At 63.2% G+C, this 17,402-nt stretch carries 11 protein-coding genes; 7 read left to right on the forward strand and 4 right to left on the reverse strand.

The genetic code is table 11. The annotated features are described in order from the left end of the window. Positions 1-2: 2 nt before the first annotated feature. The 7 genes from tssK (at position 3) to OKW43_RS34645 (ending at position 12,827) form a co-directional block, all read left to right on the forward strand. Positions 3-1,352 (forward strand): type VI secretion system baseplate subunit TssK, encoded by a 1,350-nt coding sequence (gene tssK / locus OKW43_RS34615; protein ID WP_429452872.1) that lies wholly within the window; start codon positions 3-5, stop codon positions 1,350-1,352. Next, entirely contained in the window at positions 1,349-2,683 is a 1,335-nt protein-coding gene (tssL, locus tag OKW43_RS34620) for a type VI secretion system protein TssL, long form (RefSeq protein ID WP_429452874.1), read from the forward strand. Before tssK ends, tssL begins: the two co-directional genes overlap by 4 nt. Positions 2,684-2,696: 13 nt before the next feature. Then, entirely contained in the window at positions 2,697-6,665 is a 3,969-nt protein-coding gene (gene tssM / locus OKW43_RS34625; RefSeq protein ID WP_429452876.1) for a type VI secretion system membrane subunit TssM, read from the forward strand. 32 nt (positions 6,666-6,697) lie between these two features. After that, positions 6,698-9,013: a type VI secretion system Vgr family protein gene (locus OKW43_RS34630; protein ID WP_246530279.1), complete on the forward strand. Its 2,316-nt coding sequence runs from the start codon at positions 6,698-6,700 to the stop codon at positions 9,011-9,013. Positions 9,014-9,098: 85 nt separating this feature from the next. Then, a complete protein-coding gene (locus OKW43_RS34635; RefSeq protein ID WP_187637664.1) occupies positions 9,099-9,365 on the forward strand; it encodes a PAAR domain-containing protein in 267 nt (88 codons plus the stop codon). A gap of 26 nt (positions 9,366-9,391) precedes the next feature. After that, entirely contained in the window at positions 9,392-11,710 is a 2,319-nt protein-coding gene (locus tag OKW43_RS34640) for a DUF6531 domain-containing protein (RefSeq protein WP_429452879.1), read from the forward strand. Position 11,711: 1 nt separating this feature from the next. Next, positions 11,712-12,827 carry an RHS repeat-associated core domain-containing protein gene (locus tag OKW43_RS34645; RefSeq protein WP_429452881.1) on the forward strand — a complete coding sequence of 372 codons (1,116 nt, stop codon included), beginning with the start codon at positions 11,712-11,714 and terminating at the stop codon, positions 12,825-12,827. On the opposite strand, the gene OKW43_RS34650 is transcribed toward OKW43_RS34645, so the two are convergent. The 4 genes from OKW43_RS34650 to tssG all read right to left on the reverse strand — a co-directional run bounded on the left by OKW43_RS34650 (position 12,732) and on the right by tssG (position 17,402). Next, entirely contained in the window at positions 12,732-14,135 is a 1,404-nt protein-coding gene (locus tag OKW43_RS34650; protein ID WP_429452883.1) for a GlcNAc-transferase family protein, read from the reverse strand. The genes OKW43_RS34645 and OKW43_RS34650 overlap by 96 nt on opposite strands. Before the next feature lie 40 nt (positions 14,136-14,175). Then, a complete protein-coding gene (locus OKW43_RS34655) occupies positions 14,176-15,186 on the reverse strand; it encodes a fimbrial protein (RefSeq protein WP_429452885.1) in 1,011 nt (336 codons plus the stop codon). A 72-nt stretch (positions 15,187-15,258) separates the two neighbouring features. After that, a complete protein-coding gene (locus OKW43_RS34660; RefSeq protein ID WP_429452887.1) occupies positions 15,259-16,338 on the reverse strand; it encodes an ImpA family type VI secretion system protein in 1,080 nt (359 codons plus the stop codon). Further along, a complete protein-coding gene (gene tssG, locus OKW43_RS34665) occupies positions 16,335-17,402 on the reverse strand; it encodes a type VI secretion system baseplate subunit TssG (protein WP_187637659.1) in 1,068 nt (355 codons plus the stop codon). The genes OKW43_RS34660 and tssG overlap by 4 nt, the downstream gene beginning before the upstream one ends.

Here is a 17,402-nt window from a genome sequence, read left to right on the forward strand (position 1 = left end):
CAATGAGTTGGTATAGCAAGGTTGTTTGGAGCGAGGGACTCTTCCTGCGCCCGCAGTTGTTTCAGCAGCAGGAGCGATATTTCGAGTCGTTCGCGCATCGTCGGAGCGCGCCGTTGAGCCCATTTTTCTGGGGCTTCAGCCGTTATGAGATCGATCAGGAGTCGCTCGCGTTCGGCAAGCTGGTGTTCAAGAGCGGACTAGGCGTGTTTCCTGACGGCACGCCGTTCGAAGTGCCAGGCCTAACGCCGCCCCCGCCACCGCTGACGGTCGGACCGGAGCATCAGGACCAGGTGATTTACCTGGCGGTCCCGCTTCGCTTGCCCAACACCGAGGAAACCGCCTTCACCGAGCAGAGTGGATCGCTGGCCCGTCACCATGCGTACGACACGGATCTGCGTGACAGCAACGCGATCGGTCAAGGTCCAAAGCCCGTCCAACTCTCGAATTTGCGCTTGCGGCTGTTGCCTGAAAAAGAGCTTACGCAGTCGTGGATCGGCCTTGCACTGACGCGTGTGAAGGCGCTGCACGCCGACGGTGCCGTGTCGCTGCACAGCACCGACCATATTCCTCCGGTGACCGGTTACGGCGCGAATCCATTGCTGCGCGAATGGGCGATGCAGCTGCACGGCCTCGCGCGATTACGCGCCGACGCGCTCGCCGCCCGTCTGTCAGGTACCGATGGCCGCACGGGCGCGGCGGCCGAAGTGGCCGACTATCTGCTGCTTCAGGTGCTCAATCGCTATGAGCCGCTGCTCGAGCATGTTTGCCAACTCGAGGAGACCGCACCGGTGAATCTGTATCGCGAACTCGCGCTTTTTGCCGGCGAGCTTTCAACCTTCGTGCGTCCGCAATCGCGGCGTCCGCGACCGGCTCCGGGCTATGACCATGCGCAGCTCTACCGCAGTATCAGGCCGCTCGTCGAGGAGGTTCACCAGCTGTTGAACCAGGTGTTGGTTCGCGGTGCACAGCCCATCGCGCTTACGGAGCAGGCACACGGCATCCGTACCGCCGCGATGCTGCCGAACGAACTGGCAGGCTATTCGAGCCTCGTGCTCGCGGTGGGCGCGCAGATGCCTTCCGAATTGCTGCAGCAGCAGTTCTTTGCCCAAACGAAGATCAGTCATCCGCAGCGCTTGCCGGAACTGATCCGTTCGCATCTGCCGGGTCTGACTATGGCGGCGCTGCCGGTTCCGCCGCGCCAGATTCCGTTCAACTCGGGCTTTATCTATTTCGAACTGTCGCGTACCGGACCGTTCTGGGAACAGATTGCGCGCCACGGAGGGCTTGCCATGCATATCGCTGGACAGTTCCCGGAACTCAAGCTTGAACTGTGGGGCGTGCGTCAAAAATGAGTACAGGTGCATACGGGGATGGCGGCTTCGACTTTCTGTTGGACCCAGGCAACTCCGCTTCTGGCCAGAGCCAGCCGTCTGCATTTCCCGCTGGCCGGCCCCCGGCCGCGAGTGTCGCCAGTCCGGAACCGGTCGTCGATGCGGCCGCGTTCGATCCGCCGGAAGCAGTGCAGACGCGTCTCGAGCGCATGAAGACGGTGCGCAATCCAATGTGTGAAGCCGCGCAGCCGTTATTGCGCATGCTGGCGGACATGCCGGCTTCGCTCGAGTCGCTTGCCGAGGTCGCGAGCTTGCGCTCGCTGCTGGTGCGTGAGGTCGTGGCATTCCAGAAAGTCTGCGACAAGGCGAGTCTGCCGTGGAAGCACGTGGCGGCGGTTCGCTACGCACTGTGCACCGCGCTCGACGAAGCGGCCAACCGCACGCGTTGGGGGAGCGCTGGAATTTGGGCCGCGCACGGCCTGCTGCTCACGTTCGAGGGAGAGGTGGACGGTGGCGAGAAGTTCTTCCTGCTGATCGGCCGCATGGCGACCGACCCCCAGGAGTACAACGACGTCCTCGAGGTGCTGTATCGCATTCTCAGCCTTGGATTCGAAGGGCGCTATAGCGTTGCCGCGGACGGTCTTCGTCATCTGGAGCAGATCCGGCAGCGGCTGCTGACGCTTGTCAGCGGCACGCGGGACACGATGCGGCTCGAACTGTCGCCGCATTGGCGCGGCGAGGAGCCAGGCAGCATGCGGCTGCTGAAAAGCGTGCCGGTCTGGGCCACGGCGGGCGTGGCTGCGTTGTGCGTGTTCTCGCTGTTCGCCTGGTACCAGTATCGGCTTCTGGCGCAAAGCAATGCGCTCGAAGCGAAGATTCTCGCAATCGGACAGCCGATCAAGGGCGCGGCGCCGGTCGTCCACGAGCGCCTGCGCCTGTCGATCCTGCTGAAGGATGAGATTGCCCGCGGCCAGGTCTCCGTCGAAGAGGACGAGCGCAGCAGCCGGGTCGTGTTTCGTGGCGATGACATGTTCCTTCCGGGGCAAATCCGCATTCGGCCGGAATTGGGTCCGGTATTGACGAAGGTTGCGCAGGAGGTCGCGCGGGTCGGCGGCAATGTCACGGTAACCGGACACACGGACAACCAGCCGATTCACACGGCAGAGTTTCCCGACAACCGGGTGCTATCGGAAAAGCGCGCCGCGTTCGTCGCCGACGTATTGAAGGCGCACGGCATGCCCGCCAATCGCATCGTGTCCGTTGGCAACAGCGATACCCAACCTGTCGCGGACAACTCTACAGCGGAAGGTCGTTCCCGCAATCGACGCGTGGAAGTCTTCGTCACGCAATAACGGGAAAGCCTTGATGTCTTATTTGAACCGTTTATCGAAACTCGTGTTCACGCGCCAGACGCTGGTGATCGCGGCGATCCTCGTCGCGGCTGTGGCCGTCTGGTTCGTCGGACCGCTGGTTGCGTTTGGCGACTATCGCCCGCTCGACAGCATGCTCTCGCGCATGCTGTCGAGCGTCGTGCTGTTGTTGTTGCTGCTGTTCTGGCTGCTCGGCTGGTCGCCGGGTGCCATCGGCGTCGCGTTGCTGTGTGTCGCGCTCTGGTATTTCGGACCGATACTCGCATTCGGCGAAATACATCCGCTCGGCACGACGTGGTCCCGCGTGCTGCTGATCTCGGTGCTGCTCGCCTGCTACGCAATCTACGGGCTGTATCGCCTGTGGCGTGCAGTGCGCAGCGACGACGTACTGCTGCAGCGCGTGCTGAACCCGTTCACGAAGAAGCCGGCCGCGCTGCCTGTCGCGCGAGACGAAATGCGTGCGCTTCACTCGGTCGTCGCGAAGGCTATCGACAAGCTCAAACGTATGCGCGGGGGGCCGGCGGGGCTGCGTCGTTTGCTCGAAAGCCAGCGCTATCTGTACGAACTGCCGTGGTACATGGTGGTGGGTTCGCCAGGCGCAGGCAAGACGACGTTGATTCTGAACTCGGGTCTGGATTTTCCGGAGGCGGACCAGATGGTCGCGGCGTCGCTGAGAGGCCGCATCGAAACGCTGAACTGCGACTGGTGGTTCGCGAACGAGGCGGTGCTGATCGATACCGCCGGCCGTTATACGGTTCAGGACGCGGCGTCGCAACAGGCCGCGAAAGTCGATATCAAACCGGCGGACCTGAAGAGCGCGAACGAGGCCGAGTGGCGCGGCTTTCTTGGGCTGCTTCGTAAGCGGCGCCCGCGCGCGCCGATCAACGGCGCGTTGCTGACCGTGTCCGTCGAAGAATTGCTGACGGGCCCGGCTTCCGAGCGCAAGGCGCTCGCTGCGTCGATGCGCGCACGGCTTGGAGAGATGTGCCAGCAGTTCGGGATTCGTTTTCCCATCTACGTGCTCGTCACGAAGCTCGATCTGCTGCCCGGTTTCGGCGCGTATTTCCAGTCGTTGACGGCGGAAAGCCGCGCGCAAATTCTGGGCTTCACACTGCCTTATCAGGAGCAGGCGGAAGAGCACGGCCGCGACGCCCTGCGCCTGAACTGCGCGGCCGAAATGCGTGAACTGGAGCAGGGACTCGAAGACGGCATCAACACGCGGCTGCAAGAGGTGTACGAAGTCGATCTGCGCAAGAAGCTGTATGCGTTGCCGTCTGAATTCCGTGGCCTGTGCGCGGAACTCAACGAATTGCTCGCGCTGGTGTTTCTCGATTCGAAATACGACGACACGCAATTGAACAGCACGCTGCGCGGCGTCTATTTCACGAGCGCGGCGCAGACTCACGAAGCCGTGCCGGCTGACCGCACCACATTATTGCAGCGGCTGCGTCGCGGGCTTGCGGGTTGGGTCGGTGCCGCGTCGAAGACGGTCTCGCCGTCCTCCGGCGGCGACTCTGCGCCTACCGGCTATCGTGGCTATTTCCTACGCAATCTGTTCCAGCGCGTGATTCTGGCCGAAGCGCATCTGGTGCGGCCGAACCTGTACTGGAACATCCGCTTCCGCGCGTTGCGCCTTACCGGGCATTTGCTCGCGATCGTCGTGGCGGTGTGGCTGATCGGTGCGCTCGTCGTGAGCTTTGGCAATAACCGCGAGTATCTTGCCACGATCGATGACAAGGCCAATGGGCTCGCCGCGCGTGTGTTGCCGCAGCGCAAGGCTCGGAAGCCCGGGGCGATGGGACCGATACTGTCAGCGTCGCGTGAGCTGCCTCAGTTCCAGGGCCTGGACCTCGACAGTCCCGGTCTCGCATGGCGCTACGGCCTCTACACGGCGCCCGCAATCAGCAACGCAGCCGGCCAGACCTACAACAATCTGCTGAAACAGATGCTGCTGCCGCAAGTCGTCGGCCGGCTCGAAACGGTGCTCGACACGCAAATCGGCGCACAGGACGCAGACGGCGTTTATCGCACGCTGTTGGTCTACCTGATGCTGTTCGATCTCTCGCACTACGACGCGAAAGCGATCAAGGCATGGGTACTCGGCGACTGGGAGCACGCCAATAGCGTCGCACCGCTCGGTGAACGCAACGTGATGGCGCGACACCTCGACGCGCTGTTGGCCGACGACGTTCCCGCAGTGCCGGTAAAACCGGTGAATACGGAGCTGGTGCGTCGCGCGCGCGAGTTCCTTGGCCGCAACCCGGCGTCCGGGAGGCTCTACGAACGTGCAATGAACGCCATGTCCGCCGAGGCGCCCGAGAACGTCACATTGTTGAGCGCCGCGGGTCCGCAAGCCACTACCGTGTTCATGCTGGCCGACGGCTCGACGCTCGCGCGAGGCATCCCGGGTCTCTATACCTACGACGGCTATCACGCGGTTTTTAACAAGCGCCTGCCGGAATTTCTCGAGCAGGCGCAAACACAGGACGCGTGGGTGATGGGCGAGGCCGATGCATCGGCGCGGCGGCGGCAGATGGCAAACGGCAACGTGCTGCGCAAGGACAGGCTCGCCGACGATATCCGTCGCCAGTACTTGACCGACTACGGCAATTACTGGACCCAGTTTCTGGATGACGTGAGACCGGTGTCGGGCAGCGACGGCACGTTGGCGCCCGATCTGCGGACGCTGCGCACGCTCGCTGCGCCGGATTCGCCGCTGGCGAGACTCGCGCGAACGGCCGCGCGCGAGACGTCGCTATCGGTCACTGAGGGCGCGGACGATCCCTCTCCCGCCGGGAGTGCGATGAACGTGATCATGCGTCGCTCGCAGGCGGCGCGCGCGGCGAGCGCCGTGGCCGCGGCCGCAACGATCGGTCAGCTCGCGCAGCAGAAGATGGAACGTGAATGGGTCGACAGGCGGTTCGCCGCGCTGCGCGAAGTCGTGACGGGCCAGGCCGACGGCGCGAGCGCACTGTCCGGCGGCAGCGGCGTGCTACAGCTGGGCGGCATCATCGGGCTGATCAACCAGCAGTACACACATCTGATGACGGCCGGCGACGTGCTCGCCACCAATAGCATGCCGCCCACGGATGATCTCGGCTCCACGATGCAGCTCGAGGCGCAGAAGCTTCCGCCGCCGTTTCGTGCCGTGCTCGTGGGCCTCGCGTCGCAGTCGATGCGCAAGGTGGACCGCAATGTCGGATCCCTGCTCACGATGCAGGTCGAATCGAGCGTTGGGGCGCAATGCCGCCGTGCTGTCGAAGGCAAATATCCGTTCGCCGCGAGCTCCCAGGAAGTCGACATCGACGATTTCGACCGTGTGTTCGCGGCCGGCGGGCTGCTCGACGACTTCTTCCACAAGACGCTCGCCAGCCGTGTCGATACGAGCATGCGGCCTTGGCGCTATCGGCCGGTCAGTCCCGGCATGCCGCCCATGCAGGGACCGAGCCTCGAACCGTTCGAGCGCGCCGCGGCGATCCGCCAGACGTTTTTCCGCGATCCTGGCGCGACCCGGATGTCGTGGAGCGCGGGCCTCAAGGTCGTGTCGCTAGCCCCCGAGATCACCGATCTGCTGATCGACATCGACGGACAAAATCTGCGCTATGCGCACGGTCCGGTCACGACGTTCCCGATCACGTGGCCGGGGCCGCGCGGCGGTTCGATGGCCGGCCTCACCGCGAATCCGCGCGTGCGTCCCGACACGTCGACCCTCATCAGCGATGGTCCGTGGGCGCTCTTCCGTCTGATCGACCGGGGCCGCGTGACGGCGACGCTGTCGGCGAGCCGCTCGGCGGTGGATTTCAATTTCGACGACCGGCACGCGGTAATCGAACTGACATCGGGCGGACAGTCGGGCCCGCAACTCACGGCATTGCTGAGGGATTTTCGTTGTCCCGGCAGTGAAAAAAGCATGGCAAGGCGAGCGGACGCGTCGGCCGGTTCCGCATCCGCCGCCGCGCTGTAGCGCCTTTTCGAAACGGAGAATGAGAGGAGTGCATGTCAAATAATCCCTTGAACGCAATAAGTATGCAGCGCCGCGCAGTGACTGTATCCAGCGCGGCGATACCGCAGTGGCCTGGTCAGACCGCGAATGGACTGACGCAGCCGGCGCTGGAGTTCATGTCACTGAAAGGCGGCGAGTATCTCGGCCAGCTATTCGAATACGAACTGCTGTTGCGCACGCCCGACGATTACACAGTGCCGCTTGCCGTCAGTGCCAACATCGACCTGAAGGCGCTGCTAGGCAAGGAAATGACCGTCGCGATCGACCTCGAGCCGCCTGTCGACCCGAGCGCCGGTACCGAAGCAGGTCAGCGGGAACTCACCGGGCTCGTCGTTGCCGCGCAATACCTGCGTCGCGAGGGCCGCTACAACGTCTATCGCGTCGTGCTGAAACCCTGGCTGTGGCTGGCGACGCTGACGACCGACTACAAGATTTTCCAGAACAAGACGGTCATCGAGATCATCGACGAGGTTCTGAAGGACTATCCGTACCCGGTCGAAAGGCGTCTCGACTTGAGCCGCTATGCGCTCGACGGCGAAAGTCCGACCAACGACCCGCGCGCGTTCCAGGTCCAGTACGGCGAGACCGACTACGACTTCATTCATCGCTTGATGGAAGAGTGGGGCATCTACTGGTTTTTCGAGCATGCCGACGGCAAACACCGGCTCGTGTTGTGCGATCAGATTGGCGCGCACCGCCAGTCGCCGCACCCCTCATACCGGGCGCTGGCGTTCCAACCGCAGGACGGCAAGACCGACACGGAATACCTCAGCGCGTTTTCGACGGCCGAAGTCTTGTGCACGGGTCACTATGTGACGAGCGACTTCGACTTCACGCGTTCGCGCGCCGACATGCGGGCGATCAATCAGCAGCCGCGCGACACCAGCTGGAACCTGCTCGAGCGCTACGACTGGCCGGGCGATTACACCGACAGCAGACATGGCGAGCTGCTCGCGCGCACGCGCATGGAAGCGCTGCGCGCGCCGGCCATGCGAGCAAAAGGCGAAGGTAACGTGCGCGGACTCGCGTGCGGGCAGACGTTCGTGTTGACCAACTACGACTATACGGCCGCGAACTGCGAATACCTGATCATCGGTACGGAACTCGAACTGACCGGTACGCCGGACGAATCGGGTAGCGGTTACGAGTACACATGCAGCAACAAGTTCGACGCGCAGCCGACGAGCGAAGTGTTCAGATTGCCGCAACAGACACCGAAGCCGACCGTCAGCGGGCCGCAGTCGGCTGTTGTCGTGGGTCCCGAGGGCAAGGAACTGTGGACCGACGAATTCGGTCGCGTGAAGGTCCGCTTCGCCTGGGACCGTTACGGCCGAAACGTCGAGACCGACTCCTGCTGGGTCCGTGTGAGCCAGGCTTGGGCGGGTCAGGGTTTCGGGGGCATCTACATTCCGCGCATCGGGCAGGAAGTCATCATCGATTTCTGGAATGGCGATCCGGATCGTCCGCTGATCACCGGCAGCCTGTACAACACGGCGACGCGTCCACCTTATGACTTGCCAGGCAACGCGACGCAGAGCGGTTTCATGAGCCGGTCGATGGAAGGGGGCTTGCAGAACTACAACAGCATCCGTTTCGAGGACAAGGCAGGTGCCGAGGAATTCACGGTGCAGGCGGAACGGGACATGAACCGCCTGACGAAGGTCAACGAATCGCACGTGGTCGGTGCCGATTACACGATCGGCGTGGCCGCCGCGCACAGCATGACTGTCGGCGCCGCGTCCAGCACGATCGTTGGCGGCAAGTACTCGGTCAGGGTCAAGCATGCCGCTTTCTATTCCGTCGGTCTTGCGCAGTCGACGAATATCGGGGGCGCGGAGACTATCGCGGTTGGCGGACTGTCCACGTTGACGGTGGGCGGAGCGCGTACCGTTACGGTCGGTGGCGCGTCTACGCACGCGGTCGGTGGGGCCTATTCGTTGTCCGCCGGCGGCGTACTGTCTATCGTGTGCGGCAAGTCGTCGCTGACCATGACCAAGGATGGTGAGATCAAGCTGATCGGTAAGAAAATCCGTATCCAGGGTGAAGAGCGTGTGGTGGTAAAGGGTATGCCGTTGGAACTCAACCCTTCCGATGCGGAAAAGGGCAATGCGACCACAGTGCCTGTTCCGGTCGTGATACTTGATCCATCGGATGTTCCGTGCATAGTTGTGCCCGATCCGTGCAAGCCGATCGTGGTGCCGCCGCCGTCGGATGAAGTACCGCCGCCGTCGGATGAGGCGCCGGAGCCGTCGGATGAGGCACCGCAGCCATCGGACGAGGAACCGCCGTCAACCGGCCAGGACGCGTAACAGCGCACCTCGCGATCCCGTGCGTCGCCGAATGCGTTAGCGCATATTCGCGCACGGGCTTCCTGTTCTATTGAGAATATCGATCATGTATGCAGTGGTTCGCAAAGGCGATCCGATCGCCGATGGTGGTTCGGTCACCAGTGGCTCGCCATCGGTCTTCGTCAATGGAATACCGGCTGGGCTCGTCGGCATCAGTTCCGTGGTGTGCTCGCTTCACCCGTCCGCGCAATCGCTGGTTGTCGGTTCGGGCTCGGTATTCATCAACGACGTGCCGGCGGCAATAGTCGGCGGCTCGATTTCGTGTGGCTCGGCGCTGTCCGTCGGCTCGCCGGACGTGCTGATCGGCGAGTGACGGCGAGTGACGGCGAGGATGCTCGAGTGACGACTGGAATCGATGGAATAGGCGGGGAACTGGTCAGGCTGCCCGGCGTCGTGTTGCCGCTCGCGAGTGCCGGACCGCTGCTCGACCGTTGCGAGCGGCTTGGCGACGTGGTCGACCGGTATCGGGTGCGTCGCGCGCTGTCGGGCATTCTGTGCGCCTCCGTCGATGTGATAAGCGGCAGCAAGATCTGTCTGCCCGCCGACGAAACCGACTTCGCGCTGCGCGGACGACTTCCGCTCGAATGGTCGCGCTGCTATTCGAGCAACCAGCACGCGCTCGGGCTGCTCGGCGTCGGCTGGCGCATGAGGTGGGAAATCACGCTGCGCAAGCTGGACGATCAACTCGTCTACACCGACGAATTCGGCAGCACGCTCAGCGTGCCGTTTCCGGCGCGCGGGTCGCAAGTGATCGTGTCGTCCGCGCAATTGCACATCGCGCATCTGAGCGACGGACGACTGGTCGTTGCGGATATGACGCCGCACTACCGTGTGTTCGGCGAGTTCGACGCGAACGGGATAGCCCGGCTCAAGTATGTCGAAGATCTGCGCAAGCAGCGGATCGGTTTGATCTGGGATGCCGACGGGCGCTTGCTGCGCGTGCGCGGCACCTGCGGTCACGAGTTGCGGATGCACTACGAGGCGCGGATGGGCGTGCGTCTGGTTGCCGTCGAATGCGTCCACGGTGGTCCGACCGGTGCGTTGGTCCAGTACGGCTACAGTCCGCATGGGGAGCTGACGGAAGTGCGCAACCGCGTCGGTGAACTCGTGCGCCGCTTTGCGTACCGCGAAGGACGGGTCGTCGAGGAGGCCGACGCACTCGGGATGGCAACGCACTACGTGTGGCAATCGATCGGGGGCGCGGCGCGGGTAGTTCAACGCGTCACGTCCGAAGGCGCGCGCGAGCGCTTTGCCTACGACGTCGATAGCCGGACCAGTGCGGTCAGCGACGTCTTCGGCAACGACGCGAGCTGGCAATACGACGAGCAGGGCCGCGTGCTATCGCACACGGACTTCGACGGCCGACGCTATCGCTTCAGCTATGGCGACGCTGCCGCGCCGCTCACCATGCAACTGCCCGGCGAGCGCATCGTTAGACTCGAATACGACATGCTCGGACGGATCGAATGCGAAACGGACCCGCGAGGCGAAACCCGCTCGACGCACTATGCGCTTGCGTCGCGCGAGCCCGTATCGGTCGCGCTGAGCGATGGGCGCACGTGGATGTGGGTGCGCAACGATCGTTTGCAGCCGGTGCACTGTCAGGCGCCGTGCGGAGAAATCGCGCGCCTTGAATACGATGCCGATGGCGATGTCGTGCGTTCGACGGACGCGCAGGATATCGCGACCGTCTACACGCGCAATGCCTGGGGCCAAGTGGCACGGCGCACGGGAGCAGGCGGAAGCACGACCGCGTACGAGTACGACGTCGATGGCCATGTCATCAGCGTGACCGACGCGCTCGGCGCCGTCACGCGAGTCGAGCGCGATGGTCTCGGTCGGCCGTTGACGGTGACGCGTCCGGACGGCCGGACCGAGCGTCATGTGTGGAACGCCGCGGGTCAGCGAACTTCGTTCGTCGGTCCCAGTGGTCGCAGTCGGCACTGGTATCGGGATCGGCGCGGCAAGATCGTGCGGGCGATCGACGAGGAGGGTCACGTGATCGCGCATCAGTACGATGCGCATGGGCGTCTGGTTCGAGTCGAAAGCCCGAACGGCGCGGTGCGGTCGCTGCAGTGGGACGCGAGCGGTTGCCGGTCGATCACGGACGCGGACGGTGTCGAGCGCAGTTTCGACTACGAGGATGCCGGCCAGATCCGTTGCATCACGTGGAGAGCGGGCGCGCAACAGCGCCGCGAAACGTTCGACTACGACAACGCAGGCCGCCTGATCGGGCGCGAAACCACGCATAACCGCTATGCGTATCGCTATGGACCGCGTGGCCCGCTCGAGTGCGTGAGCCGCGCACCGACCCCGGAAGGCGAGTTGCTCGGCATCGGCACCGATGAAGTCCGCTTCGAACACGACGCCACTGGCCGTGTGGTCGCGGAGCATGGAGCAAACGGCACCGTGCGTTATACGTACGACGCCGTTGGTCGCCTCGTCGCGACGCAACTGCCGCAGGGGCAGCAGGTGCGCACACGCCGCTTCGAATCCGGCGATATCGCGTTCGTCGAACTGGATGAGCGGCGAATTGCGCGGTTCTGGTATGACGGCGATGCGACGCCAGATTGCGCGCACGCAAGGCCGGTTGCGCACGCATACGGGTTATTCGCCGCTCGGACTGCCCGTGTGGTGGCGCTCGGTAACGGGATCTGACGTGGACACGCCGGGCGCCGCGACAGAACATGTGATCGAATTGTGGCGCGAAGCCAATTACAGTCCCGCTGACGTCATCGTCAGAACGGATGGCGGAGCTGGCGGCCAGACGTGGTTCGACTATGACCGGCGCGGCTGCCTGCTGCGGTGCGTGTCGGATCAGCTGGACATCGAGTATTTCACGTGGGACGCGGCAAGCAATCTGCTCGATGCGCCCGGCGGAAACTGGTTTCCGGCCGTCTATCCGGATCATCGGCTGCGGGAATGCCGCGGCCATCGCTACGAGTACGACGCGTGGGGACAACTGGTGCGCAGAAGCGGCGGCGACCCTATGCTGTCGCTCGATTGGGATGCGGAGGGGCGCGTCATTGCCGCGCATCGCAAGGACTGCACGGTGCGCTATCGGTACGATGCAATCGGTCGACGTACCGCGACGCTTGTCGAACCGGCTTCGCCGCGTCGAGCGCCGCAACCATCGACCCCTGTGCAGGATGAGGTCACGCGCTATCTGTGGCAGGGATTCAGAGTGATCCAGGAGCAGAGCGCAGTGGCACTTCGCACGTACCTGTATCAACCCGAGCCGGACCGGTCGACCGGCTTCGCGCCGCTCGCTTGCGTGGATCAGACGCTCGCGGACGATGGGACGATAGAAGACACGCAGGTCTATCACTACCACACCGACGTCGCCGGTACGGCCGTCGCGCTAACCGACGAAACCGGGCGGGCCGTGTGGCAGCAGCGTTATCGTGCGTGGGGCAATCTCGTTGCGCCGGAGTGGGGAAATACTGACGCTTTGACGCAGCGGCTCCGCTACGCCGGCCAGTATGCGGACGATGAAACCACGCTGTATTACAACGGTGCGCGTTTCTACGATCCTCACTCGGGACGCTATATCAGCCCGGATCGCACCGGTGATGGTGGCGTCAGTCCGTATCGCTACGCGCCGAATCCGCTGACGTGGTGCAACCCTCTCGGCCGCGCGGCGCCGGAATCATTCCCGCACGTTGCGGGTGCGGACGCGTCATGCATCGATGGTGCGCCGAATCCGACTCAGAACATTGCCGGCACGGTCGAACAATTCCACGACGAAACAGGCTGGGATCTGCTCAAGTTCTGATTCGAACGTCTCGTGGAAGTCGAGCCAGTCGCTATTCCGGTGTTGGGAGAGCCGGCCGGCGTCGATGTTTTTGCGGCACAGCTCAGTGTCGCCGTTGTCGCAGATGACGACGACGGCGGACGTGGCGGCCGACAAGGGGTGCTCGATGCCGGGAATGACCGCATGTTTGTCGACACTAGTCCGATGTACGCACACGCGCACGTCGTTCGCGCGCAACAGCGAGGCTTTCCATGTCGCTTCGCTGACAGCCTGTGCGCCCGGAACTGGCACCTCGTCATTGAGTACGGACTCTTGGATACCGCGCAATGCAAAGCTGATGCCTGCGTACGCTTCGTAATCGGCTAGCGTGCGTTCGGCGCCGAGTCCATACTTGCCGAAATCTCCTTGCGCCAGCGTCTCTCCGTCGACGCCGAGCAGCGCACGATTGCGCTGAAAAGAGCGTTGGTTGCGATCGTTCCAGGGCTCCTCGATATCACCCCGTTCCTTGGCCTCCTGAGTATGGTCGTTCCAGATCTTGGCGCGATACGAGCGCTTGTATTCGTGCCAGGCGATCAGCCGGTGCGGACAGTACAGGTCATAGCCGTGGGTGAACGCGCGGACGGCGATCGAAATCTCCTCGCCGAGAAAGAAGTAATGCGGATCGTGTTGGACGGCTTCGACAAAATGGCCGTCGGCGAATGCGAAGTGTGCGCTGAAGAAGCGCGTACGGACAGGGCGGGTGCGCGTCCTCCAGTCGCTGAGCTTCTTCGAGCGAAACACCACCACCCCGTCTGTGTTGAAGCTCGAGTAAGCCAACATTCTTGGCTCATCGCTCTTTCGAGCGTCGTGATTCTCGGGGTCGAACATCGGAAGATAGGTGGTCAGCACCGGTTTTGGGCTTTCGTCGCGCAATGATTCCAGCATGTCGATCACGAGCATGTCCCAGCCGTCGACGAAACGGTGATGCGAATCGAGCTGCAGCGTATAGCGCTCCCCGCCATAGCGCTGCTGGAGCAGGTTACGGGCCCAGCATGCACCTTGCGACATCATGTGCGGCACGTCGATGAGCTCGATTTTCGCGCCGCCATAACTGAGATGCTGGATGCTCCAGCTGTCGGTCTGTTCCGTCCGCCATTTACCAAAGCCCTGTTGCCAGAACCAGCCTATCGGTTCGTCAGACGCATGCTGCCAACACACGACGATGCGTAGCAAATCCGGCTTTCTTGCGTGATGGATGAAATCAAGCAACGTGGGAATCAACTGCGGATCGCGATAACTTGCGATTTGCACGAAGATTGAATTCGGCCGTGTGACGGATGAATCGGTCATACAGATTGCTTGTGGAACGCGTCCGTCATGGATAGTCGGCTTACAGGATGGTCATTGTGATCGTTGCGCTCGCCTGGATCCTGCCCGCCGTTGGGGCCGCAGTTCCCACGCGCAGCACCTTGGCTTCGAGCTCGAACGGCGATTGCATCGCGCCCCGCGGGGTGTGGACAACGGTGCTGGTCGGATCGTTGGGCCTAAAAATTGTGTTGGTTGGAACGTCCCGCAAACGAATCGCGAGATGCGTGGCGCCGGTGTTCTTCAACATGCTGCTATCGTCTGTATCAGGTGTTCCGGAAAGTACGGCAGTGATCGAAGCCGGTGGCGTGGGACCGGTGCAGAGCACCGTAAAATCGACTGGCTGGGTAGGGCCGTTTGTGGTCGACACATCGGCTGGGCCGAACGTGCCGAAATCGATATTCAGTGTGCTGGCGTTGACCGAGCAGCTCGGAAGAACCTTGACGTTGATGCCGCCGCCTGTGATGGTCACGACCTGACTGCCGTCACCGTCGGCAATGCCGGTTCCGAGGGTATTGAACATCACGTCGACATTGCTCGCGATGTCACCCGTTTTGACCAGTTCAACCTTGAATTGGGAGCCAATGCCGAAGCGACCGTAGATGACCTGGTTAGGCTCGCCGGCGGTAAATGACGGCGTAAACGGAAGTGGCGAATTCGTGCCGCTCGCACGAAGATAGGTCACACGAAAACCGATTCCAGGGACGTTGGTGTTGTAGACACCCGACACGACGGACGGGGTTGCGTTGAAATAGCCGATTGTTACCGTGCCGCCGTTGAGGCAGTCAGCGAAGTTCGCATAGGTGGCGTACGCCGGCGACAAGCCCGTGGCGATCACCGTGCCGACCGGTAATCCCGGATCGATCGATACCGAGCTTTGCTGGAACGGTATGTTGACCGCTAATGGGTGTCCCGCCATGTAGCCTTGAGACAGCAGTTCGGCAATCTGCGAAGGCTTCAACTGGGTGCAGGTGGCAAACGCGAAATGGGGTATCGCGAAGCAAACGAGGATAAAAAATTGAATGAGTCTTTTCATTGGAAGTTGTTGGTTGAGCGGCGGACTAAATGGGCTGACAGCGAAGAAAGTGGCACATGCGTGCACGCTGCCTCAACTGTCGATCTCGTCCCATTTAGCGAGTAAATCGGCGGGAATGATATGGGCGAGTTCCGAAAACCGTTTGCCCACCATCCTTTCCGATTGGCGCAGCAAAACAATGACGGGGCTACTCGGTTCGTTTTGCTCGAACCACATGCGGGTTTCCTGAATGGCTGCGAGCGCGCTCCAGCGATCCATTGGAGAAGGCGCGGCAGCTATTGGTACGTCGGCCGGCACGTCGGCCGGCGCGTCGGACCGCGGTAGCGTTGCCGCAGCGACGGCAGGCGGCGCCGATCCGGGCACCGTGTCGTCGTCCGGCTCCCTGACCGCTCGGGCGGCTGCCGGCACGGACGCGCCGCCGCCGTACACCTGATTTTGCGTGAATGGCTGCAGCGCTCGGCACAACGGGCCGAGATCGGGTGCATCGACACCGAGCGTCTCATCGCACCATGAGGCAATGCGCTGCGTCAGACACTGCGCTTCGACCAGTGCGGCAAGCGTCGTATCGCGCCGGCCCCACCATTCCTTTAGCATCCGGACGACGGATTCAGGGGCGAGTGCGTCTTTCTGGTGCGGTGTCGCGAATGATTTTTCGATGTCGCGCACATGCAGTTGCAGCCCCGCCGCCCTCGGCATCGGGATGTCGCGCGCATCGGCCAGCGCGCCATCCGGATCGACGAGTCCGCCCACCGCGTTCGCGAACATCGCCGGGTCGCGTTTGCCTTCGAACACGGGCAGCGGGTGGAGCGCTTCGCCATAGCATTCGAACATCGCCATCAGGAAAGCCAGGCCGTCGCGCAGGCCGGCCGCGCCGTCGAGCCGGGTTCGGCAACGCAGCAGGATCACCGCGAGGCGGATGTCTTTCGTGCGAAGCAGCAGCGCGCGGCAATCGCGTTCGATTTCGGCCCAATTGGCCGGTGGCGGCACGTCGACGAAGTCGCCGTATTGCGCCTCGGCGCGTGGGGCCGCGGCGGCCTCCAGCATCACGAAAGCAGGATCGTATTCGAGATCGGGACCGCAACGCATGTCGGCCGAGACCGGTTCGAGCAGGTCGGCGAAGCGCAGCATGGCGGCGGGCGTGTTGGCGTTCATGCGAAGGAACTCCGGGGTTGGCCGTTGCACTGTTCAGGTTCGAAAACCATGCCGACGACCGGCAGGTCGTCGGGGGAATCACCGAGCCACGTCGAGTAGCCGAGCCTCTGCGACGTGCCGATGCAGGCGGCTGGCGCCGCACGCGGTTTGACGAGCAGCTTGACCTCCCACACGTATTCATGGCCGACGAAGGCCCGCACCCATTCGACGAACGTCGGCAGGTCCTCGCCGTGCGGCGTGAGGCGCAGATACTGATCGAGGTCGAGCGGACCGACGACGAGCCGGAACTTGTGCTGCCGGTCGGGGATTGCCTCGCCGAGCTGCGCGCCTTCACCGATGATCGCCGCGGGCCCCGGCACGCCGAGTTTCGTATGTTCGGATGCGGACAGATGGATCCAGTGCGGCACGAATTCTTCGATGGTCATCGGCGCGCCGAAGTAATGCGAGAGCGTCGCCGCGATGCCGTGCGGAGTGCGCGCCTCGCGCACGAGGTGCGCCGCCGCGCCGTAACGCGAGTGCGTGGGCAGACAGGACTGCTTCGCCTCGGCCGGATCGACGCCGATCAGACTGGCGACGTAGAACGAAAACGTTTCGTCACTGGCACGGTCGAGCGACGCGGTGGCTTGCCCTGACGCCCACGCGCGGTAAAACTGCGACAGCGCGCGGTGATGGAAGAGATCGACGAGCCCGACCAGCGCATGATCCTGGTGGCTTTCCACACGACTGTGAGCCAGCTCCGTCATATGCAATGGCAGCGGCCCATGCGGCCCCCACAGGCCGAGTCCGAATAGCCGCACATCAAGGCGGCCGTCTCGCGTGCCGAGCGACGCGATTTCGCGCGGCGCAAAGGCCAGTGTGGGTTGCTGGCCGATCCGGAACGGCTCCTGTTGCGGCAGACTGGCCGTGCCCGGCAACGGCATCAACGGATCGCGCGCGGCGATCGCGCGCAGCAGGCTCAGGAAGCCGGACTGCCAAGGCGTGTCGGGATCGAACCACGCGTCGAGCGATTGCGGATCGAGCGATGATCGCGTTGGCGCGAAGACGCTCACAAGCGACGCATCCAT

Source organism: Paraburkholderia sp. WC7.3g (assembly GCF_050436345.1).
GTDB classification, from domain to species: Bacteria; Pseudomonadota; Gammaproteobacteria; order Burkholderiales; family Burkholderiaceae; genus Paraburkholderia; species Paraburkholderia podalyriae.

Excerpts from the sequence above, each read along its gene's own strand:
- tssG (WP_187637659.1), bottom strand. The coding sequence starts at position 17,402 with ATGGATGCGTCGCTTGTGAGCGTCTTCGCGCCAACGCGATCATCGCTC.
- tssM (WP_429452876.1), top strand. The coding sequence starts at position 2,697 with ATGTCTTATTTGAACCGTTTATCGAAACTCGTGTTCACGCGCCAGACG.
- OKW43_RS34660 (WP_429452887.1), bottom strand. The coding sequence starts at position 16,338 with ATGAACGCCAACACGCCCGCCGCCATGCTGCGCTTCGCCGACCTGCTC.
- tssK (WP_429452872.1), top strand. The coding sequence starts at position 3 with ATGAGTTGGTATAGCAAGGTTGTTTGGAGCGAGGGACTCTTCCTGCGC.
- OKW43_RS34630 (WP_246530279.1), top strand. The coding sequence starts at position 6,698 with ATGTCAAATAATCCCTTGAACGCAATAAGTATGCAGCGCCGCGCAGTG.
- OKW43_RS34635 (WP_187637664.1), top strand. The coding sequence starts at position 9,099 with ATGTATGCAGTGGTTCGCAAAGGCGATCCGATCGCCGATGGTGGTTCG.
- OKW43_RS34655 (WP_429452885.1), bottom strand. The coding sequence starts at position 15,186 with ATGAAAAGACTCATTCAATTTTTTATCCTCGTTTGCTTCGCGATACCC.
- tssL (WP_429452874.1), top strand. The coding sequence starts at position 1,349 with ATGAGTACAGGTGCATACGGGGATGGCGGCTTCGACTTTCTGTTGGAC.
- OKW43_RS34650 (WP_429452883.1), bottom strand. The coding sequence starts at position 14,135 with ATGACCGATTCATCCGTCACACGGCCGAATTCAATCTTCGTGCAAATC.